Below are 19,914 nucleotides of genomic sequence, written 5' to 3' on the forward strand. Positions count from 1 at the left end.
CCTCATCTTGCGGATGCGGCGGGAGCGGCGTCCGCCTCTATTCGTGCCCGACGAGCTTCAGCCCGACGACGCAGCCCACGAGCCCGAGGATCAGCAGCAGGCGCACGATCGAGAACGGCTCCGCGCCGGTGATCATCGCGTACGCGACCGTGAGCGCTGCGCCGATGCCCACCCACACGGCGTATGCGGTGCCGGTCGGGATGTCGCGCATCGCCCACGCGAGCCCGCCCATGCTGGCGACGAGCGCGACGCCGAAGACGACGCTCGGCCAGAGCTTCGTGAAGCCCTCCGACTTGCCGAGCGCAGTGGCCCACACGGCCTCGAGCACACCGGAGATGATGAGGATGACCCACGACATGACAGCGTCTCCTGGCCAGTCTTGTCGCACACCGGGTACTGAACCCTCGTCCGGGGATCCTGTCGGGATCCGCGTGCCAGCTTAGCGAGCCGGCCTGGGCAGGGCCTGGGCAACGACGCTCGCGCGAGCGGGCGTCAGACGAGGAACAGCCAGTCGAGCGCACCCGGATTGTGCGCGTGCACGAGCACGAGGAACACGACCGCGTCGAACAGGAGATGCACCGTCACCACGTAGGCGAGCGAGCGCGTCTTCATGAAGATGAAACCCTGCAGGAGCGCGAAGGGGATCGTCAGCAGCGGGCCCCACGCCTGGTAGCCGAGCTCCCACAGGAACGACACGAACACGACCGCCTGCAGGATGTTGGCCTGCCAGTCGGGGAAATGCCGGCGCAGCAGCGCGAAGCACGTGCAGATGAAGAACAGCTCGTCCCAGATGCCGACCGCGCCGACGCCGACGAACAGCCGCGCGATGAGGTCGGGCGTGTCGACGACGGGCCAGTTCGCGTACACGCCCGAGGTGATGAAGTAGAACGGCAAGATCAGCCACCCGAGCGCAAGCACGGCGACGAGCCACAGCCACTGGAACCGCGTCCAGCGCCCTCCCCCGCGCCACGGGAAGCGGATCGCGTGATCGCGGTAGATCCACCGCGACACGACGTACGGGACCACCACGGCGCCGCCGAGCGCGATCGCGAACCGCAGGATCGCGAGGTTGTCGAGCTCCGCCTTCAGCGGGATCGAGCTCACGATGAGCAGGCCGATCGCGATGAGCGAGAGGTCGCGCACGAGATTCGGGGCCCGACGGATGCCGCGGATGTCGCCACCGGCGCCGCCCGACGTCTCGGCTCCGGGTGCGACGGGTGCGGCATCCGTCGTCCGCTCCACCGCGGCCGCGAGCGCGAGCGCCACCGCCAGCAGGACCCATCCGAGCCACGGGATTCGAGCCACGAAGAACGCGGGCGCGGCCAGACACGCGAGCAGGGACGGCGCGAGCGCCCACGACCATGCGGGGCGCACGCCGAGCTCGACGGCGGGATGCGCGGGCACGTCAGGCCGCCCGTGGGGCGGTCATCGGGCGAGCCTGCGGTACGCCAGGTCGCGGATGTCACGACCGGCGCGAGCGCCCTTGCGCTCGAACGCCGTCAGCACGCGACCTTCGTAGCGGTCGGCCCATTCGCCCTCGAAGGCCTTCTCGAAGGCATCCGCCCCGTTCAGCACGTCGCGCATCTGGAGCGCGTAGTCCTCCCAGTCTGTCGCGAGCCGCAGCATGCCGCCGTCGCGCAGCGCCCGTGCTGCCAGCGCGGCGAACTCGGGCGTCACGAGCCGACGCTTGGTGTGCTTCTTCTTGTGCCACGGGTCGGGGAAGAACACCCAGAGCTCCGACACGGATGCCTCGGGCAGCAGGTGCTCGAGCACCTCCGGCGCGTTCGCCTCGACGAGCCGCAGGTTGCGCGCGCCGGCGCGCTCGGCGTCGAGCATCGTGCGGGCGAGCCCGGCCTTGAAGACCTCGATCGCGAGGAAGTCCCACTCGGGGTTCGAGGTCGCCGCGTGGACGATCGCGTGCCCCTGCCCCGAGCCGATCTCGACGACGAGCGGCGCTTCGCGGCCCCACACTGCGGCGGGGTCGATCGGCTCGTCGGCGGCCACGCTCGTCGCGGCCATGCCGCGCGGGACCTCGATCACGTACTGCGGGGCGAGCTCGCTCCACGCGCGCTCCTGCGCCTCGGACATGCGGCCGCTGCGGCGCACGAACGACACCGGCTTGTCGCGGAACAGGCGCGGCGCGGCTGGGGTCTCGCTCACCACTCCAGGCTACGGGACCGCTCACGCGGTCACGAAGTCGATGAGCTCCTCGACGCGGCCGAGGAGCGCGGGCTCGAGGTCGCGATACGACCGCACCGAGCCGAGGATGCGCTGCCACGCACGCGCGAGGTCGGCCTGCGAGTCGGCCGGCCAGCCGAGCGCGCGGCACACGCCCGTCTTGTAATCGACCCCGCGAGGCACCTCGGGCCACGCGGCGATGCCGACGGCATCCGGCTTCACGCATTGCCACACGTCGATATACGGATGCCCCACGATCTTCACGTGCGCGCCGTGGCGGCCGCGCAGCACGGATTCCGCGATGCGCGCCTCCTTCGAGCCGGGCACGAGGTGGTCGACGAGCACGCCGTAGCGTCGCTCGGCCGACGGCGGCTCGTCCTCGAGGAGGGCGGCCAGCAGGTCGACGCCCTGCAGGTACTCCACGACGACGCCTTCGACGCGCAGATCATCACCCCAGATGCGCTCGACGAGCTCGGCGTCGTGGCGCCCCTCGACGAGGATGCGGCTCGCGCGCGCGACGCGGGCGCGTTCGCTCCCGACGGCGAACGACCCCGATGCGGTGCGCGACGGCGCGACGGGCGCCTTCGCCTCGGGGCGCACCAGCACGACGTCCTCGCCGTCGATGAGGAACCCCGCACCGAGCGGGAAGAGGCGCCGCCGTCCGTGCCGGTCCTCGAGCTCGACGTTCCCGCCCGAGAGCCCCACGACCGCGCCGCACCAGCCGTCGTCGGCGACCTCCACGACGAGGTCGCGCTCCGCCTCGATGCGAGGCACCACGCGTCGCGCGCGCTCGCGCCAGCCGGCGGCGAGAACATCGGTTCCGTAGCGGTCGTCCATGGGTCCTCCGAGTCGCACAGGCTACCGGTAGGCGGGCTGAAGACACGGATGCCGCGCGGGCGGCCCACTGGGCGGTATCCGGTCCGCTCCTTGCGGGAGCCGCTGGCTATCGCCCGTCCTCCGCGGCTGAATAGACTCGCGGTGGCGATGTTCGATCGTGCCGAAGGGGGTTCGATGCGTGCTCGGTGGGTCGCGGCGCTCGGTGCGGCGTGGGGGCTGGTGCTCGCGGGTGCCGGCGGTGCTGCGTGGGCGACCGACCCGGTGGAGCTGGGGGCGGGGCGAGTCGTCGACCAGGTCGACGTACTCGGCGGTCAGGTGAACGCCGTCGAGGACCGCCTCGAGGAGCTCTTCGACGACACCGGCATCGACCTGTACGTCGTGTACGTCGACGAGTTCACCAACCCCTCGAACCGCCAGGAGTGGGCCGACCAGGTCGCGCTCGACAACGGCCTCGGCGCGACCCAATACCTGCTCGCGGTGGCCACCGAAGCACGCCAGTACTACATCTCCGCCGACACCGAGGGGCCCATCAGCGGCGAGCAGCTCGATGCGATCGAGCAGTCCATCCGGCCGCAGCTCAGCGACGGCGACTACGCCGGCGCGGCGATCGCTGCCGCTGACGGCTTCGAGACCGCCGCGGGCGGCGGCCAACCGGGCGAGTCGGGCGGCGGAGGGTTCTTCGGCGGACTGTTGATCTTCCTCGTCATCGCGGCGGCGATCGCCCTGATCGTCTGGCTCATCGTGCGCAGTCGCCGCAAGAAGAAGGGCCCCGTCGGCCCCGGCAAGGCGCAGACACCGCTCGAGACGCTCGACACGAAGGAGCTCGCGCGCCGCGCGTCGTCCGCGCTCGTCGAGATGGACGATGCCGTGCGAACGAGCGAGCAGGAGCTCGGGTTCGCGCGCGCCCAGTTCGGCGACGCGGCGACCCAGGAGTTCGCGCAGGCGCTCGAGACCGCCAAGGCGAACCTGAACGAGGCCTTCACTCTCAAGCAGAAGCTCGACGACGGCATCGAAGACACCGAGGAGGAGACCCGCGCGTGGAACGCGCAGATCCTCCAGCTCTGCCAGCACGCCAGCGACGAGCTCGACGAGAAGGCGGCGGCATTCGACGAGCTGCGCAAACTCGAGCAGAACGCACCCGAGGCGCTCGCGCGCGTGCAGGAGGCGCGCGCAAAGGCCGCCGCCTCGATCGACGCGTCGGCCGCCGAGCTTGCGCGGCTGTCCACCCAGTACGCGCCCGAGGCGCTCTCGACGGTCGCCGACAACCCGCAGCAGGCGCGGGACCGCGTCGCGTTCGCCGACGAGCAACTGGCGGAGGCGCAGTCCGCGATCGGCGCGGGCGACGGCGGGCGCGCGGCCGTCAGCATCCGCGCCGCCGAGGAGGCCGTGTCGCAGGCCGTCCTGCTGCAGGAGGCGATCACGAAGGTCGGGACGGACCTGGCGGAGGCCGAGAGGAACGCGGCGGCGCTCATCGCCGAGCTCGAGCAGGACATGGCCACCGCAGCGGCCCTCCCCGATTCCGACGGGCGGGTGGCCGGCGTCATCGCGTCGACGCGCCAGCAGGTCGACTCCGCGCGCCAGAACCTGTCGGGCGGTGCGAAGCGGCCCATCGCGACGCTGCAGGCGCTCGAGGCGGCGAACACCGCGATCGACGGCGTCGTGCAGAACGTGCGCGATGCCGCCGCGCAGGATCAGCGCAATCGCCAGATGCTCGGCCAGCTCATGATGCAGGCGCAGGCGCAGGTCTCCGCCGCCGAGGACTACATCACCGCGCGACGCGGCGCGGTCGGCGCCGAGGCGCGCACGCGCCTCGCCGAGGCCGGCGCGTCGCTCGTGCGCGCGCAGCAGCTTCAGGCGAGCGATCCGGCGCAGGCGCTCCAGTACGCGCAGCGGGCGGATCAGCTCGCGGGTCAGGCCATTCGGTCCGCGCAGAACGACGTCGGCGCGTTCTCCGGCGGCGGCATGCTCGGCGCCCCGGCCGGCGGATCAGGCGGCGGCGGGATGCTCGGCGCCGTGCTCGGCGGCATCGTCATCAACTCGCTGCTCAGCGGCGGGGGCGGCGGACGATCGTCCGGCGGCCTCTCCGGTGGATTGGGCGGAATGCTCGGCGGAGGCGGCGGCGGACGCGGCCGCAGCGGCGGCGGCGGATTCCGGCCCGGAAGCTTCGGCGGCGGCGGCACACGCGGCCGCCGAGGGGGTGGTCGCTTCTAGGCCGCGCAACCTCAGGCCCGCCGCCGGGCCGCCCAATCCCCACGTGACTACCGAGTGAAAGGAATCCCTGTGATGGCAAAGCAGTCCATCTTCGGCCGCATCTCCACCCTGGTGCGCGCGAACATCAACGCGCTCCTCGACCAGGCCGAAGACCCCGAGAAGATGCTCGACCAGCTCGTTCGCGACTACACGAACAGCATCGCCGACGCCGAGTCGGCCATCGCCGAGACGATCGGCAACCTGCGCCTGCTGGAGCGCGACCACCAGGAGGACGTGCAGGCGGCGGCCGAATGGGGCAACAAGGCGCTCGCCGCGAGCCGCAAGGCCGACGAGCTGCGCACCCAAGGCAACACGGCCGACGCCGACAAGTTCGACAACCTGGCCAAGATCGCCCTCCAGCGCCAGATCAGCGCCGAGAACGAGGCCAAGCAGGCCGAGCCGACGATCGCCTCGCAGACCGAGGTGGTCAACAAGCTCAAGGACGGCCTCAACGGCATGAAGCAGAAGCTCGAGCAGCTCAAGAACAAGCGCTCCGAGCTCGTCGCCCGTGCCAAGACAGCCGAGGCGCAGACCAAGGTGCACGACGCGGTCAAGTCGATCGACGTGCTCGACCCGACCAGCGAGCTGGGCCGGTTCGAAGACAAGGTGCGTCGCCAGGAGGCTCTCGCGGCCGGCAAGCAGGAGCTCGCCGCATCGAGCCTCGACGCTCAGTTCAACCAGCTCGACGACATGGGCGAGCTGACCGAGGTCGAGGCGCGCCTCGCCCAGCTGAAGGCCGGAAACGGCCCGGCGCAGAACCAGCAGGCGATCGACGCCCCGTCGGCGCCGTACACGCCGTAAGCGCGCGATCAGCGAAGGCGCCGCACCCGGGACGCGTTCCCGGGTGCGGCGTCTTTTCACGGTCCACCCGGCGTCGGGCACGCGCGCATGCGGAATGATGTGAGGATGACCCGCTACCTCGTCGTGCCCCAGTGGCAGGGCAGCCCCTCCACGCGCGCGATGCAGCTCATCGACGGCGCTCACGCCATCGCGGGCGACCTCCCCCGCTCGGCGACGACGATCCTGGATGTGCCGATCGAGGCCGGCGAATCGCTCGGCACCGGCATCCGTCGCCTGAGCACGCTCCAGCGTGTCCGCGCGCAAGTCGAGGAGGCGCTCTCGTCGCACGACGAGCCCGTGCTCACGATCGGCGGCGACTGCGGGGTCGCGCTCGGTCCGATCGCGCACGCGGTGGCGCGGCATCCGGATCTCGCCGTCGTCTGGGTCGACGCGCACCCCGACTTCAACACCCCCGAGACGTCGCCGTCGGGCGCATTCGCCGGCATGGTGCTGCGCGCGATCGTGGGCGACGGCGATCCCGCGCTCGTGCTCGACGAGGGCGCCGTCGCGCCCGGCCGCGTCGTGCTCGTGGCGACGCGTTCGTACGACGACGCCGAACTCGACGCGATCGAGGAGCGCGGCATCCGGGTCGTGCCGTCCGATGCCCTCGGCGACGCGAACGCGCTCGCCGAGGCGGTCGCCGCGACGGGCGCGGACTCGGTGTACATCCACATCGACGTCGACGCGCTCGACCCTGCCGAGCTCGCCGGCAACGCCCACCCCGAGCCGTTCGGTGTGCGCGTCGCCGATCTCACCGCCGCGATCGGGACTGTGCGCGCCGCCGTGCCGCTCGTCGGTGCGACGCTCGCGGGCTACTCCCCCGCATCGCCGGATGCCGCCACCGACGACCTCGGGGCCCTGCTGCGCATCGTGGGGGCGCTCGCGTGAGCCCGATCCCCACGCCTCCCCCCGGCTGGCAGGAGGCCGCCGAGAGGGCGCTCGCGCGCGGCCGGGCGATCGACCGGTTCATCCCGTCGTTCCTCCTCGACTCGCCCCTCAGCCGCGTCGGCTATTGGTACGGGACCACCGTCGGCTGGGTGTGGGGCACGCTGTGGAGCACCGGACGCATCGAGCGCCGCGAAGGGCTGTGGGTGTTCCGCGGCATGCCGCGCTGGGCGTTCCCGCGCGGAGGCGTGTGCGCGGGCGGCTGCTACCTCACGGGCGATGCCGAGGTCACGGACCACGTGCTGCGCCACGAGGCCGTGCACAAGCGCCAATGGCAGCGATACGGCTTCCTCATGCCCGTGCTGTACCTGCTCGCCGGGCGCGACCCACTGCGCAACAGGTTCGAGATCGAGGCCGGTCTCGAGGACGGCAACTACGTGCCGCGTCAGTCGGCGAGGCGCGGCGCCGCCGCACGCCCGACGCGCAGCACCTGACGGCCCAGCGCGATCACGACCGCGAGTGGGAACACGATCCAGAACAGGTTCGGCAGCACCGCGACCATGAGGAAGCCGACGATGTCACCGCGCTCGAGCGACTGGCGCGTCATCTCGAGGCCGCTCGACGCCTCGACGAGGAAGTAGATCACGGTCTTCCAGAACGTCGCGGTCGTCACGATCAGACCGACGACGACACCCGACCACTTCTTCGCGTGGAACAGCGCCCACACGATGAAGACGACCTCGACGAGGTTGGCCCAGCTCTGGGCGCTGCCGAACGCGTCGAACTGTCCGTACCGGTGGTCGAACGTGCCGTAGAACACGTGCCCCGGCCAGAAGCCCGCGAGCGGGCCGCCCGCGTGCGAGAGGGGCCCGAGCAGCACGTAGCAGGCGTCGTAGGTCTGGATGATCGCGGAGATCGTGAGCCACACGATGACCCACGTGGGCATGCGCAGGTCACGCGGATCGACGGTCGGGGGCGAGGGCGCGGGGGCGGCGTCGACGGAGGTCATGCGCGCGAGTGTAGCGACGGGTGAGGCGGGGCCGCGGGAGGCGCACAGCGACCGCGAACCGGGCCCTGAGCGAGGATCGCCAAGACGCGACGAAGAGGCTCACGCGCGGCGCGCTACGACTCGCTCAACGGCCGGAGCGGAAGTCAGCGGGTGGTGAGCCCGTACTCCTCGGGAGCGTGGATCTCGGCGGGGTCGACGCCGAGACGCGTCGTCAGGTGATCGACGATGTCAGCCGTGCCGAGGTAGCCGCCGAGGAGGAACACGCGCGTGTGGTCGTCGTCGGCGCACATCATCTCGTCGGCCCACGCCGTGACGGCGCGGGACAGCGCCTGGCCCGGAGCGCATGCGCGCCCCGTCCCCGGGTCGCCCGTGCGGCGGGAACGATCGAGCCACGTCACGATCATGCGCGGCGGCACGTCGAGGGGCGTCTGCCACGAGGCATCCGGCACTTCGACGAAGACCCGACCCGTCGAGCACAGCGGGAGCGTCGTCAGCAGAGCCTCGAGGTCGGTCAGCGACGTCTCGTCGGCCGTGATGAGGTGCTGCACGCGCGAATGACGCGGCGCGCGGCACGCGGCGGGGCTGTGCTCGCCGGCGTGACGCGCGGTGCGGTGCGGTGCGGGGGTGCTCATCTCCCCTTCACTATACCGCGAACGAAGGGTTGCCTAACCTCACTCCCATCGAGCGGAAGCCGACTCACTCGACGAGCACGCGGCGCAGCTCGCGAAGCTCGTCGTCGGAGAGGCCGCTCGCCAGCAGGTAGTCGGAAGCGGATCCGAACCGTGCCGTGAGGTCGCCGAGCAGGCGCCGCATGACGGGTGCGGGCGAGCGCGTGGCGAGCTCTTCGAGATGGCGGGCACGCGGATGCAGCGCCCGCAGCCGCTCGATCACACCGCGGTTCCGCCACGCCGGCAGCAGCCCCTCGGTGCGGGCGTAGTCCGCGATCACCGCGTCCTCTTCGACACCCGCTGCCGCGAGCGTCAGGGCGACGGCGACGCCCGTGCGGTCCTTGCCGACGGTGCAGTGCACGAGCACGGGCTGGTCCGACACGATCCCCCGCACGACCTGCACGACCCGCTCGGCGGAGTCGTCGACGAGCCGGCGGTACATCTCGTCGAGCGAGATGTCGTTCTCGAAGAACGACGCGACCGAGCCGAGGAACAGCGGAACGCGGACGATCTCGGATGCGACGCCCGCCGGGCTCGGCGCGTGGAGCACCTCCTCGTCGGAACGCAGGTCGATGATGCGGCGCAAGCGGAGCCCCGAGAGGTCCTCGATCCCGCGAGCCTCCAGCTGGGCGAGGTTTCCCGAGCGGTACAGCACGCCGTGGCGCGTGCGGCGATCGCCGGCGGGCAGCCCGCCGACGTCGCGCAGGTTCACCGCGCCCGCGACGAGCGGAGCGGGCGTGCCATCGGGAGAGTCCGCGGCCGTCACCAGGCCCTGCCCGCGGCCGCGTCGCTGTCCTCTCCGGCGAGGTCCTCGCGCGGCGGGACGGCGTAGCGGCCGGCGATCGCGATGCGGTTGAACGCGTTGATCGACACGAGGATCCAGCTCAGCGCGACGTACTCCTGCTCGCTGAGGATCCCGCCGACGCGGTCGTACACGTCGTCGGGGATGCCGTCCTCCGCGATGAAGGCGAACGCCTCCGCGAGTTCGAGTCCGGCCCGCTCGCGCTCGGTGAACACGCCCGAGTCACGCCACACGGGCAGCTGCGCGATCGTGTCGAGCGTGACGCCGGCCTTCTCCGCGCGTTCGACGTGCACGCGCACGCAGTACGCGCAGCCGTTGAGCTGCGACGTGTGGATCTGCACGAGCTCCTTGAGACGGTCGTCGATGCCCGCCTCGACCGAGAGCGCGCCCACCGTCTTCGAGAACGCGGCAAGCGCCTGGTAGGCCGGAGGCGCCGACCGCGACAGGTGCACTCGCCGTTCGTTCGTCATTCCGCCAGCCTACCCACGGCCGCCGCCGACGGATCGGCGGCGCACCCGCCGCCCGCGCGCGTCAGAATGGCGGGGTGATCGAACCCGACGACGAGTTCTCGTTCCTCCCCGAGCAGGCAGCCGAAGCCGGCCTCACCGGCCCGGTCCCCCACGGCGAACGCCTCACCCTGACACTCCCCGACGGACGCAGGCTGAGCGCGCTGCGGTTCGGCCGCCCCTCGACGGGTTCGGGAATCGAGAGCGACGCGCCACCCGTCGTCACGCTCCTGCACGGAGCGGGGCTGAACGCCCACACGTGGGACACGACGATCCTCGCGCTCGGCCTCCCCGCGCTCGCGATCGACCTGCCCGGTCACGGCGACTCGTCGTGGCGAGAGGATGCCGCTTATGTCGCGCGCGTGCTCGCACCCGACGTCGCGGCGGGGCTGGAGGCCTGGACGGACCGCCCCCAGGTGGTCGTCGGACAATCGCTCGGCGGTCTCACCGCCGCGGCGCTCGCCGCGTCGCGGCCCGACCTCGTGCGACGTCTCGTCGTCGTCGACATCACGCCGGGAGTCGACCCGAACGCGGGCCCCGCACAGGTGCGCGAGTTCTTCGCGGGGCCGACCTACTGGGCGTCCCGCGACGAGCTCGTCGACCGCGCCCTGCAGTTCGGGCTGGGCGGCGGCTCGCGCCGCAAGGCCGAGCGCGGCGTGTACTTCAACTCCCGCATCCGTTCCGACGGCCGTGTCGAATGGAAGCACCATTTCGCGCACCTCGCGAACGCGATGGCCGCCGCGGCGGCCGCAGGTCACGCTCCGGCTGCGCCCGACGACGCGCTCGCGCGCGTGCTCGGCGACAGCGGCTGGGAGGACCTCGCCCGCACGACGGCGCCGGTGACGCTCATCCGCGGCGCGAACGGGTACGTCACCGCGGAAGACGCCGACGAGTTCGCGCGGCGCGTGCCCGCGGCATCCGTCGAGTCGATCGCCGGCGGCCACAACCTCCAGGAGGACAGCCCGGTCGACCTCGGGCGGCGTATTGCCGAGATCACGGCAGAAGTCGACTGATCTCGGACTGATCGCGGGCGGGTAACGATTTCGGCGTGTGTGACGTTTCGTTTTGCAACCGGGCCCGCCGCTCAGGCACGATCCCTACGCTGACTCCTACAGGAACCACAGCCTTTGCACCGCCGACATGGCACGGCCCATCCGGCCGGCGCCGCCCGTGATGCAGCCGAAAGGACCTCCGATGCTCCGCCGCACTGCCCTCCTCGCCACAGCCGGCCTCGCTGCCGCGGCACTCGCTCTCAGCGCGTGCACGGCCTCGCCGAGCCCTGACTCGACAGGCGGCGAACCCGACCCCGACGCGTCGCTCACCGTCGGCCTCGTGCTCGAGCCCGACAACCTCGACATCCGCCGCACGAGCGGCGCGGCGCTCGAGCAGGCGCTCATCGACAACGTCTACGAGGGTCTCGTCACGCGGGCCCCCGACGACGGCAACGTCATCGTGCCGAAGCTCGCCTCCGACTGGGAGGTGTCCGAGGACGGGCTGACCTACACCTTCACGATCCAGGAGGGCGTGACGTTCCACAACGGCGAGCCGCTCACGGTCGACGACGTCGTGACCTCGCTCACCGAGGTGAAGGACGACGAGTCGCTGCAGGGTCACGGAGACCTCGCGGGCGTCACGTCGATCACGGCGCCCGACGAGTCGACGGTCGAGATCGTGCTCGCCGCGCCGAACATCGACTTCCTGTTCTCGCTCACGGGTCGCGCCGGACTCGTCTTCAAGGCCGGCGACACGACCGACATGAACAACGCCGAGAACGGCACCGGTCCGTTCACGATCGCCGACTGGACCGAGGGCGACAGCATCACCCTCGCGCGCTACGACGACTACTGGGGCGAGCCGGCGGGTGTCGCCGAGGTCGTGCTCCAGTACATCCCCGACTTCACGGCCGGTGTGAACGCGGCGCTCGACGGCAGCGTCGACGTGCTGACCGCGGTCGACGCGACCCTCGCGCCGCAGCTCGACGGCACCGGCTTCACGCTCACGACGGGCGAGACGACCGACAAGGGCACGCTCGCGTTCAACAACCAGCGCGCTCCGCTCGACGACCCGCGCGTGCGCGAGGCGCTGCGCCTCGCGATCGACCACGAGGCCCTCATCGAGGCGCAGGGCGCCGCCGAGACGCTGTACGGTCCGATCCCGCCGCTCGACCCCGGGTACGAGGATCTCTCCGACGTCGCGCCGTACGACCCCGAGCGCGCGCGCGAACTCCTCGCCGACGCGGGCCAGGAGGACCTCAGCCTCACACTCACCATCCCGGCCGTGTACGGCACCACCGTGCCCACCTTCCTCGTGTCGGCGTTCGACGACGTGGGCGTCGAGCTCACCGTGGAGTCCGTGGAGTTCCCCACGTGGCTGCAGGACGTCTACACGAACAAGGACTACGACCTGAGCTTCGTGCTGCACGTCGAGGCGCGCGACTTCGGCAACTTCGCCAACCCGGACTACTACTTCAACTACGACAACCCCGAGGTGCAGGACCTCTACGCGCGGGCGCTCGCGACCACCGATGAGGACGAGTCGGACGATCTGCTGCGGCAGGCGGCGCGCATCGTGTCGGAGGAGCACGCCGCCGACTGGCTCTACCTGGGCAACACGATCACGGCGGTCGGACAGGGCGTGAGCGGGTTCCCGGTGAACTCCATCAACGTTCGCCTGAACCTGGCTGACGTGACAGTATCTCGGGGGTGACCCGGTACGCGCTGACCCGGCTGGCCCTGCTGCTGGTGGGGCTGCTGGTGGCGAGCCTGCTCATCTTCTTCACGCTGCGGGTCCTCCCCGGTGATGTCGCCCAGCTGATCGCCGGGACCCAGGGCTCGCCGGAGCAGGTCGCGGCCATCCGGGAGCGCCTCGGCCTCGACCGGCCGCTGTGGGAGCAGTACTTCGAGTGGATCGGGGGCGTCCTGCGCGGCGACCTCGGCACCTCGCTCGTCAACGGCCGGTCGGTGGGCGCCGAGCTCGTCCAGAAGGCTCAGGTGACGGTGCCGCTCGGGCTCATGTCCCTGCTCATCGCGCTCGTGTTCGCGGTGCCGCTCGGCGTGCTCTCGGCCGTGCGGCGGCGGCGCGGCGCGGGCACCGCGATGAGCGTCGGCGCGCAGACCCTCGCGGCGGTTCCGGTCGTGTGGGCGGGCATGATGCTCGTGATCGTGTTCGCGGTGTGGCTCGGATGGCTTCCCGCACAGGGCTTCCCGCGCACAGGCTGGTCCACGCCGTGGCTCGCGATCCGGTCGCTGCTGCTCCCCGCGATCACGATCGGGATCGTCGAAGGCGCGATGCTCCTGCGGTTCGTCCGCTCCGCGACGATGCAGGCGATCGGCCAGGACTACGTCCGCACGGCCGCGGCGAAGGGCCTCACGAAGAACCAGGCACTCCTTCGACACGGATTGCCGAACGTCGGCCTGTCGATCATCACGGTGCTCGGACTCCAGGTCGCGGGCATCATCGTCGGCGCCGTCGTGATCGAGCAGCTGTTCACGCTGCCGGGGATCGGGCGGATGCTGGTCGCCGACGTCGGCGGACGCGACCTCGTCAAGGTGCAGGGCGAACTCCTCGTCCTCACCGGCTTCGTGCTGATCATCGGATTCCTCGTCGATCTCGTCCACCGCGTGCTCGACCCGCGTCAGCGAGAGGCGGCGTGATGCATCGGCTCGCGTGGCTGCGGCGCCTGTGGCGCATCTCGACCGGGCGCTTCGGGCTCATCGTCGTCGCGGTCGTCCTGATCGCGGCGGTCGTCTCGATCTTCTGGACGCCGTTCGACCCGCGCGACGTCGACATCGCGAACCGCTGGGGCTACCCCGGCTGGCCGCACCTGCTCGGCACCGACGGCAACGGCCGCGACATCCTGAGCCTGTTGATGGCGGGCGCCCGCACGACGGTGTACGTCGCGGTCGGCGCGGGCGTCGTCGCCACCGTGATCGGCATCGCGTTCGCGGCTCTCGGTGCGCTCACCGCACGGTGGGTGCGCGAGTCGGTCGCGGTCTTCATCGACGTGCTCATCGCGTTCCCGGTGCTCATCATCGCGATGATGATCTCCGCCGTGTGGGGCGGATCGCTCGGCGTCGTGATCTGGTCGGTCGGCATCGGCTTCGGCGTCAACATCGCGCGGGTGACGCGCCCCGAGCTGCGGCGCGTGCTGCACAGCGAGTTCGTGCTCGCCGGCAAGGCGTCGGGCCTCAGCCCCGCGCAGAACCTGTGGCGCCATCTCCTGCCGAACGTCGCCCCCGTGTTCATCGTGCAGCTGTCGTGGTCGATGGCCGTGGCCGTGCTCGCCGAAGCCGGCCTGTCGTATCTCGGCTTCGGCGCGCCGGTGACCGACCCGTCGTGGGGACTGCTCCTGGCCGACGTGCAGCGCTACATCGGCATCCACCCGCTGTCGGTCGTGTGGCCGGGCCTCACGATCACGCTCACCGTCCTCGGGCTCAACCTCGTGGGCGACGCGCTTCGCGAGGCCACCGACCCGACGCTCTCGCGCGGTCGCGACCCGCTCGCTCCCCCGCGCGGCGCGATCCGCCACGTGCCGGAGGTGGTGTCGTGAGCGAGCGGTACGCCTCCTGGGCGCGCCGGCGCGCCGATCGCCCGAAGGGGGCGATCGCATGGGCCTGAGCGTCACGGACCTCACGATCGACATCGCCGGTCGCCGCGTCGTCGACGGCGTCTCGTTCGACGTTCCCGACGGCGCGCGTGTCGGGATCATCGGCGAGTCCGGATCCGGCAAGTCGCTCACGGCGCTCGCCATCATGGGACTCCTCCCCGAGGAGGCGACGGCGGGCGGCAGCATCCGCTGGAACGACCGCGAACTGCTGGGACTGTCGGATCGCGAGCTCGCCGGCGTTCGCGGCGACGAGATAGGCATCGTGTTCCAGGAGCCGCAGACCGCGCTCAACCCCATCCGCACGGTGGGCCGCCAGATCGCCGAGCCCATCCGCATCCACGAGGGCGCCAGCAGGAAGGAGGCGTGGGCGCGGGCCGTGAAGGCGGCCGAGCGGATGCTCCTCCCCGACCCCGAGCGCATCGTCAAGCGCTACCCGCACCAGCTCTCGGGCGGCCAGCGTCAGCGCGTCGCGATCGCGATGGCGCTCGTCGGCCGCCCGCGACTGCTCATCGCCGACGAGCCGACGACCGCGCTCGACGTGACGATCCAGGCCGAGATCCTCGAGCTGCTGCGCGACCTCGTCGACGACGCCGGAATGTCGCTCGTGTTCATCACGCACGACCTCGCGGTGCTCTCGCAGATCGCGGAGTTCGGCGTCGTGCTCGAGCACGGGAAAGTCGTCGAGTCGGCGCCCGTCGCGACGCTCCTGACCTCGCCGTCGTCGCCGGTCACGCAGGGGCTCCTGCGCGACGCGACGGCGACGCTGTGGCGCCCGGAGGGGGTCTCGTGAACGGCGACGTGCTCCTTCGCGCCCGCGGGCTCACGCGGCGGTATCGACGTGCCAAGACGGGGCTGTTCGAGCCGAAGAGCTTCACGAACGCGCTCGAAGACGCCGACCTCGACGTGCGGGAGGGCAGCGCGGTCGGGATCATCGGCGAGTCCGGATCCGGCAAGTCGACGCTCGTGCGGCTGCTGCTCGCGCTCGACACCCCGACATCGGGCACGGTCGAGTTCGACGGGCGGGAGGTGGATGCCGCGGCATCCGCCCGTCGCCTGCATTGGCTCCGCCGCGAGACCGGCATCGTCTTCCAGGACCCGTACGCATCGCTCGACCCGCGCATGAGCGTCGGTCGCATCGTCGGCGAGCCCCTGTGGGCACTCGGCATCGAGGGCGACCGGCGTGCCCGCGTGCGGGAGGTGCTCGAGGAGGTCGGTCTCGAGGCGGCGATGGCCGACCGGTTCCCGCACGAGTTCTCGGGCGGTCAGCGGCAGCGGATCGCGCTCGCGCGAGCGCTCGTGCACCGCCCTCGGCTGCTCGTCGGCGACGAGCCGCTGTCGGCGCTCGATGTCACGGTGCGTGCGCAGATCCTGCAGCTCATCGCCGAGCTGCGGGCGCGCGACGGACTCACGCTCATCATGGTGTCGCACGACATCGGCGTCGTGCAGAACCTGTGCGACGAGGTCGTCGTCATGAAGGACGGGCGCATCGTCGAGGAAGGACCCACCGAGAAGGTGCTGCTGCAGCCGCAGGTCGCGTACACGCGGCGCCTGCTCGCGTCGATCCCCGTGATCGAGCAGGGTCCGCGGTCGTCCTGACCCGTTCGGTCTGACGCTCGCGCTGCCGAAACCCGCACGCGCGATCGGCGAGAACAGCAGCGGATGCCGGCGACGACAGCGCGGGCGCCGAAGGGCGCCGCGAGAGCGCGCGCCGCGCCGACCCCGTCGGAGGGGACGACTAGCCTCGGGGCATGCCCCACGCGATCGTCCCCCCATACCTCCTGGCGCGCATCGCGTCGATCCGTGAGCCCGAGTTCGCACGCGCCGCCGAAGCCGCGCGCGAGACGCTCGCGGTGCAGCGCGCGTACCGACCGCCCCGGCGTTCGCGTCTGCGGCTCTCGCTCGACGGCGCCGACACGCTCGTCGCCGAGACGACTCCCGCTCCCGACCGCACGATCAGCGACGCGAAGAACCGCGAGGAGCTTCCGGGCGTCGTCGTGCGCCGCGAAGGCGATCCGCCCACGGGCGACACCGCCGTCGACGAGGCGTTCGACGGCCTCGGGTCGACGTTCGACTTCATGTGGGACGCGTTCCTGCGCGACTCGATCAGCGGCGCCGGATCCGAGCTGCTGGCGACGGTCCACTTCGGTCGCGACTACGACAACGCGTTCTGGGACGGGCGCCGGATGGTGTTCGGCGACGGAGACGGCGAGATCTTCGCGGGCTTCACCGGCTCGCTGTCGGTCATCGCGCACGAGCTGGGGCACGGCGTGATCGAGTCGGCGGGCGGTCTGCTCTACCGCGGGCAGTCGGGCGCACTCAACGAGTCCATCGCCGACGTCTTCGGCGCGCTCGCCGAGCAGCACCGCGCCGATCAGACTGCCGACCAGGCGTCGTGGCTCATCGGCGAGGGCATCTTCACCGACGCGGTCGAGGGGCGAGCGCTGCGCTCGATGATCGAGCCGGGCACCGCGTACGACGACGACGTCCTGGGCCGCGACCCGCAGCCTGCCCACATGAGCGACTACATCGTCACGACCGACGACAACGGCGGGGTGCACCTCAACTCCGGCATCCCGAACCGCGCGTTCGCCCTCGCCGCGACGACGCTCGGCGGCCGCGCGTGGGAGCGCGCAGGGCTCGTGTGGTACCGCGCGCTCACGTCGGGCACCCTCTCGCGCACGGCGGACTTCGCCCAGTTCGCGGCGGCCACCCTCGCGGCCGCCGAGGCGGAGTACGGTGAAGAGTCGGAGGAGGTCGACGCCGTGCGATCCGGATGGGTCGGTGTCGGCGTCATCGGGAATGGACGAGACGAGCAGCCGCGCGCCTGACGAACGCCACTCACCCGAACCGCTCGTCGTCGCGGTGAAGCGCACCGGCGGCTTCGCCGGGCTCACTCGCACGTGGACGGCCGAGGCGCGGGGGGACGAGGCATCCGAACTCGTCGAACTCGTCCACCGCTGCCCGTGGGACGAACCGGTCGATTCCGACCCGCGCGGCGCGGACCGCTTCCAATGGAACATCCGCGCACGGTGCGGCGTCGACGAGGATCGCGCCGCTGAGCTGCCCGACCACGCGGTCAAGGGCCCGTGGAAGGAGCTCATCGACGCCGTGCGCGAGTGGAGCGAGAGTGAGCGTCGGCCGGCGCAGCAGCGCTGATCGCACTCCCCGACCGACTCGCGACGTCAGCGTCGGTGTGCTCGGCCCGTGGCGGCGAGCAGGAGACCCAGGGCGAGCATGAGCGCAGCGGCCCCGATCGCAGCGGCGGCGATCTCTCCGCCGGTGGGCGGCAAGGGGGGCACGACTCGCACGATCGCCTGGGCGGAGCCGTCGACGTCGCAGCCGGTGAACGGGGCGGCGAGGAGTACCTGAACATCGGATGCCTCGCACAGCACTTCACCGGTCGGATCGACCGGGGTACCGGTCACGACCGCGGTGTTGACCGTGGTCTCCGCCACGAACATCGTGCAGCGGAAGATCCACGTCTCGTCCGCCTCGTCCTCGAAGATGCTGTCGGGTGTGTCGAGGAGCCCGTCGGCGTCGGTGTCACCGCTGACATATGCGACCGGACTGCAGGTGTCGTCCGCGATCGTCTCGGCGACGTTCGCAAGGGGGACATCGCCCGTGTTCGTGACCTCATACGTGTAGGTGACATTTCCGCCCGGCGCGACCACGGTCGTCGGATCCGCCGTCTTGGTGATAGCGATGCCCGGCTGGAAGGTCGCGACAGACTGGACGTCCGTGTCGGCGACGAGGAGGTCCAGGCCGATCATGGTTCCGCCGTGCCCGGTAACGGTTGCGAGGTTGAGAGTCGGCCGGTTGATGGCGGCCGTGCATGTGTACAGCCACGTGTCGTCGCGGTCGAGGACGTCGTCCGCGCCGGGAGCGGGATCCACCCGCTCGGGCAGTCGGCAGTCCGGCAGCGGCGGGCGTGCAATGTCGAAGAGGTTCACGTCGACGAGGGCGTCGTTCGCGGGATCGGGACTTGTGCCGGCGTTCGTCACGGTGAACGTGTACGTGACCTCCGAGCCGAGGAGCACCAGGTGGTCCGACACCTCCTTCTCGAGGGCGATCGCCGGATCGATGACGCTCACCTCAGCCTGCGCCGCGGCTTCGTAGGTGTTGCCGAGCGGATCGACGCCTGTGACGGTCGCGACGTTCACGTCGGTGAGGTCGCCCGTGTTGTCGAGCGTGCGCTCGCAGGTGAAGATCCAGGTCTCCGAAGCTGCGCCGTTCGCGCCCTCGAGGAGCCCGTCGCCATCGGTGTCGCCGGACTGGTACAGGGGCGGGCCGCACTTGTCGTCGACGAGCACACCGGGCACGAGCGCGACATCTCCCGTGTTGGTCACCTCGAACACGTACGTGACCTCGGTGCCGGCCCGCACCGCGCTGACCGGCTGCCCGTTGACGGTGGGGACCTTCGTGAGCGCGATCGCGGGCTCGATGACGAGCACCTGCGCGATGTCCGTGTCGGACACCGCCTGCGTGAGGTCTGTGCCGGGGATGAATCCCGTGCCCGTGACCTCGGCCGTGTTCTGCACGATCGCCGACTCGGCGCCCGTGGGCGGCGGCGTTCCTTGGCTGCGCTGGAGGGGGGTCTCGCACGTGTACTGCCAGACCTCGCCCAGTCCTAGAACGCCGTCGCCACCCTCATCGCCGCTCGGTCCCGTCACGGCGGCGCACGTGTCGTCCACGAGGGCGACGTCCTCGATCGGGGTGAACCCCGTGTTCGTCACCTCGTACGCGTACCGGGCGGGGCGCGGGTCGGGGAAGTCGGGACCTGAGACGGGCTCCGCCGCGGGGTCGACGACGACCGGCACCAACGCGGTCTTGACGACCTCGATCGACGGCGACACGACGAGCACGACCGCCTGGTCCGTTCGCGTGAGCGGGTCGCCGGCGGGAAGTCCGCCTACGACCGGCTGTCCCTGGATCTCGGCCGTGTTGAGGGTGTTCGCGGTGATGATCGCGCCGCACGTGAAGCTCCACGATTCGCCGGGGTTCATCAGGCCGTCGCCGTCGTCTCCCGACTGCAGAACAACGGGAGCGCATCGGTCGTCCGCGATCCAGTCCGGCCGCCCCGAGGGGAGCGCCAGGTCGGCGGTGCCGGCGTTCGTGGCGACGTACGTGTAGGTGACCGCCGTCCCGGGGAAGACCAGAGAGGCGCTCACGGTCTTCACGAGCTGCAGATCGGGATACTGCACATCGACGCCGGCAACATCGGTGGCCGTCACCGGCGGACCGGGAAACGGCTCGAGCGTCGGTGACACCGGGTTCAAGGGCGTCCCCGAGACGGTCGCAGTGTTGTCCACGGACGAGGTTGGCGAAGACGGGCA

General features: G+C 71.2%; 21 protein-coding genes and 1 riboswitch. Of the genes, 12 read left to right on the forward strand and 9 right to left on the reverse strand.

Features of this window, described 5'->3' with window-relative positions; genetic code table 11:
- Positions 1-37: 37 nt before the first annotated feature.
- The 4 genes from VFF97_RS07780 to VFF97_RS07795 all read right to left on the reverse strand — a co-directional run bounded on the left by VFF97_RS07780 (position 38) and on the right by VFF97_RS07795 (position 3,015).
- On the reverse strand, positions 38-358 hold the full coding sequence (locus VFF97_RS07780) for a multidrug efflux SMR transporter (RefSeq protein ID WP_325032922.1): 321 nt from the start codon (positions 356-358) through the stop codon (positions 38-40).
- Positions 359-368: 10 nt separating this feature from the next.
- Positions 369-433, reverse strand: a riboswitch (guanidine-III (ykkC-III) riboswitch).
- A 59-nt stretch (positions 434-492) separates the two neighbouring features.
- A complete protein-coding gene (locus tag VFF97_RS07785; RefSeq protein WP_325032923.1) occupies positions 493-1,404 on the reverse strand; it encodes a CPBP family intramembrane glutamic endopeptidase in 912 nt (303 codons plus the stop codon).
- 21 nt (positions 1,405-1,425) lie between these two features.
- On the reverse strand, positions 1,426-2,088 hold the full coding sequence (trmB, locus tag VFF97_RS07790) for a tRNA (guanosine(46)-N7)-methyltransferase TrmB (protein ID WP_325032943.1): 663 nt from the start codon (positions 2,086-2,088) through the stop codon (positions 1,426-1,428).
- Positions 2,089-2,181: 93 nt separating this feature from the next.
- The gene (locus VFF97_RS07795; protein WP_325032924.1) at positions 2,182-3,015 is read right to left on the reverse strand and encodes a DUF3097 domain-containing protein; all 834 of its coding nucleotides are present in this window, start codon (positions 3,013-3,015) and stop codon (positions 2,182-2,184) included.
- A 174-nt stretch (positions 3,016-3,189) separates the two neighbouring features.
- Between VFF97_RS07795 and VFF97_RS07800 the strand changes: the two genes are divergently transcribed.
- The 4 genes from VFF97_RS07800 (at position 3,190) to VFF97_RS07815 (ending at position 7,484) form a co-directional block, all read left to right on the forward strand.
- Positions 3,190-5,226, forward strand: coding sequence for a TPM domain-containing protein (locus VFF97_RS07800; RefSeq protein WP_325032925.1), 2,037 nt, complete (start codon positions 3,190-3,192; stop codon positions 5,224-5,226).
- A 72-nt stretch (positions 5,227-5,298) separates the two neighbouring features.
- Positions 5,299-6,066 (forward strand): PspA/IM30 family protein, encoded by a 768-nt coding sequence (locus VFF97_RS07805; protein WP_325032926.1) that lies wholly within the window; start codon positions 5,299-5,301, stop codon positions 6,064-6,066.
- 105 nt (positions 6,067-6,171) lie between these two features.
- The gene (locus VFF97_RS07810) at positions 6,172-6,993 is read left to right on the forward strand and encodes an arginase family protein (protein WP_325032927.1); all 822 of its coding nucleotides are present in this window, start codon (positions 6,172-6,174) and stop codon (positions 6,991-6,993) included.
- Positions 6,990-7,484, forward strand: a complete 495-nt coding sequence (locus VFF97_RS07815) for a Fe-S oxidoreductase (RefSeq protein ID WP_325032928.1) — start codon at positions 6,990-6,992, stop codon at positions 7,482-7,484. Before VFF97_RS07810 ends, VFF97_RS07815 begins: the two co-directional genes overlap by 4 nt.
- Here the strand turns inward: VFF97_RS07815 and VFF97_RS07820 are convergent.
- The 4 genes from VFF97_RS07820 to VFF97_RS07835 all read right to left on the reverse strand — a co-directional run bounded on the left by VFF97_RS07820 (position 7,436) and on the right by VFF97_RS07835 (position 9,939).
- The gene (locus VFF97_RS07820; RefSeq protein ID WP_325032929.1) at positions 7,436-7,999 is read right to left on the reverse strand and encodes a hypothetical protein; all 564 of its coding nucleotides are present in this window, start codon (positions 7,997-7,999) and stop codon (positions 7,436-7,438) included. The two genes, VFF97_RS07815 and VFF97_RS07820, sit on opposite strands and share 49 nt — an antisense overlap.
- Before the next feature lie 143 nt (positions 8,000-8,142).
- The gene (locus VFF97_RS07825) at positions 8,143-8,631 is read right to left on the reverse strand and encodes an SIP domain-containing protein (RefSeq protein ID WP_325032930.1); all 489 of its coding nucleotides are present in this window, start codon (positions 8,629-8,631) and stop codon (positions 8,143-8,145) included.
- Positions 8,632-8,695: 64 nt separating this feature from the next.
- Complete coding sequence (locus tag VFF97_RS07830) at positions 8,696-9,433, reverse strand: tyrosine-protein phosphatase (protein WP_325032931.1); 738 nt, start codon at positions 9,431-9,433, stop codon at positions 8,696-8,698.
- Complete coding sequence (locus VFF97_RS07835; RefSeq protein WP_325032932.1) at positions 9,430-9,939, reverse strand: carboxymuconolactone decarboxylase family protein; 510 nt, start codon at positions 9,937-9,939, stop codon at positions 9,430-9,432. The genes VFF97_RS07830 and VFF97_RS07835 overlap by 4 nt, the downstream gene beginning before the upstream one ends.
- A gap of 74 nt (positions 9,940-10,013) precedes the next feature.
- Here VFF97_RS07835 and VFF97_RS07840 point away from each other — a divergent pair, with 74 nt between their 5' ends.
- The 8 genes from VFF97_RS07840 (at position 10,014) to VFF97_RS07875 (ending at position 17,737) form a co-directional block, all read left to right on the forward strand.
- Positions 10,014-10,988, forward strand: a complete 975-nt coding sequence (locus VFF97_RS07840; RefSeq protein WP_325032933.1) for an alpha/beta hydrolase — start codon at positions 10,014-10,016, stop codon at positions 10,986-10,988.
- A gap of 181 nt (positions 10,989-11,169) precedes the next feature.
- The gene (locus VFF97_RS07845; RefSeq protein WP_325032934.1) at positions 11,170-12,681 is read left to right on the forward strand and encodes an ABC transporter substrate-binding protein; all 1,512 of its coding nucleotides are present in this window, start codon (positions 11,170-11,172) and stop codon (positions 12,679-12,681) included.
- A complete protein-coding gene (locus VFF97_RS07850; RefSeq protein WP_325032935.1) occupies positions 12,678-13,628 on the forward strand; it encodes an ABC transporter permease in 951 nt (316 codons plus the stop codon). The genes VFF97_RS07845 and VFF97_RS07850 overlap by 4 nt, the downstream gene beginning before the upstream one ends.
- Positions 13,628-14,524, forward strand: coding sequence for an ABC transporter permease (locus VFF97_RS07855; RefSeq protein ID WP_325032936.1), 897 nt, complete (start codon positions 13,628-13,630; stop codon positions 14,522-14,524). Before VFF97_RS07850 ends, VFF97_RS07855 begins: the two co-directional genes overlap by 1 nt.
- Before the next feature lie 58 nt (positions 14,525-14,582).
- Positions 14,583-15,371 carry an ABC transporter ATP-binding protein gene (locus VFF97_RS07860; protein WP_325032937.1) on the forward strand — a complete coding sequence of 263 codons (789 nt, stop codon included), beginning with the start codon at positions 14,583-14,585 and terminating at the stop codon, positions 15,369-15,371.
- The gene (locus VFF97_RS07865; RefSeq protein WP_325032938.1) at positions 15,368-16,177 is read left to right on the forward strand and encodes an ABC transporter ATP-binding protein; all 810 of its coding nucleotides are present in this window, start codon (positions 15,368-15,370) and stop codon (positions 16,175-16,177) included. The genes VFF97_RS07860 and VFF97_RS07865 overlap by 4 nt, the downstream gene beginning before the upstream one ends.
- A 152-nt stretch (positions 16,178-16,329) precedes the next feature.
- On the forward strand, positions 16,330-17,409 hold the full coding sequence (locus VFF97_RS07870; RefSeq protein WP_325032939.1) for a M4 family metallopeptidase: 1,080 nt from the start codon (positions 16,330-16,332) through the stop codon (positions 17,407-17,409).
- Positions 17,381-17,737, forward strand: a complete 357-nt coding sequence (locus tag VFF97_RS07875; protein ID WP_325032940.1) for a protealysin inhibitor emfourin — start codon at positions 17,381-17,383, stop codon at positions 17,735-17,737. Before VFF97_RS07870 ends, VFF97_RS07875 begins: the two co-directional genes overlap by 29 nt.
- Before the next feature lie 26 nt (positions 17,738-17,763).
- Here VFF97_RS07875 and VFF97_RS07880 read toward each other — a convergent pair.
- Positions 17,764-19,914, reverse strand: a 2,151-nt coding sequence (locus VFF97_RS07880; protein WP_325032941.1) for a DUF7507 domain-containing protein, incomplete at its 5' end; no start/stop codon positions are given.

The sequence above is a fragment of the Microbacterium sp. genome, assembly GCF_035687345.1.
Lineage (GTDB): Bacteria > Actinomycetota > Actinomycetes > Actinomycetales > Microbacteriaceae > Microbacterium.

Bases quoted from the DNA above. Each gene is read 5' to 3' on its own strand.
- VFF97_RS07810 (WP_325032927.1), top strand. From the start codon at position 6,172: ATGACCCGCTACCTCGTCGTGCCCCAGTGGCAGGGCAGCCCCTCCACG.
- VFF97_RS07780 (WP_325032922.1), bottom strand. From the start codon at position 358: ATGTCGTGGGTCATCCTCATCATCTCCGGTGTGCTCGAGGCCGTGTGG.
- VFF97_RS07820 (WP_325032929.1), bottom strand. From the start codon at position 7,999: ATGACCTCCGTCGACGCCGCCCCCGCGCCCTCGCCCCCGACCGTCGAT.
- trmB (WP_325032943.1), bottom strand. From the start codon at position 2,088: ATGTCCGAGGCGCAGGAGCGCGCGTGGAGCGAGCTCGCCCCGCAGTAC.
- VFF97_RS07855 (WP_325032936.1), top strand. From the start codon at position 13,628: ATGCATCGGCTCGCGTGGCTGCGGCGCCTGTGGCGCATCTCGACCGGG.
- VFF97_RS07845 (WP_325032934.1), top strand. From the start codon at position 11,170: ATGCTCCGCCGCACTGCCCTCCTCGCCACAGCCGGCCTCGCTGCCGCG.
- VFF97_RS07795 (WP_325032924.1), bottom strand. From the start codon at position 3,015: ATGGACGACCGCTACGGAACCGATGTTCTCGCCGCCGGCTGGCGCGAG.
- VFF97_RS07870 (WP_325032939.1), top strand. From the start codon at position 16,330: ATGCCCCACGCGATCGTCCCCCCATACCTCCTGGCGCGCATCGCGTCG.
- VFF97_RS07800 (WP_325032925.1), top strand. From the start codon at position 3,190: ATGCGTGCTCGGTGGGTCGCGGCGCTCGGTGCGGCGTGGGGGCTGGTG.
- VFF97_RS07860 (WP_325032937.1), top strand. From the start codon at position 14,583: ATGGGCCTGAGCGTCACGGACCTCACGATCGACATCGCCGGTCGCCGC.
- VFF97_RS07805 (WP_325032926.1), top strand. From the start codon at position 5,299: ATGGCAAAGCAGTCCATCTTCGGCCGCATCTCCACCCTGGTGCGCGCG.
- VFF97_RS07835 (WP_325032932.1), bottom strand. From the start codon at position 9,939: ATGACGAACGAACGGCGAGTGCACCTGTCGCGGTCGGCGCCTCCGGCC.
- VFF97_RS07875 (WP_325032940.1), top strand. From the start codon at position 17,381: ATGGACGAGACGAGCAGCCGCGCGCCTGACGAACGCCACTCACCCGAA.
- VFF97_RS07825 (WP_325032930.1), bottom strand. From the start codon at position 8,631: ATGAGCACCCCCGCACCGCACCGCACCGCGCGTCACGCCGGCGAGCAC.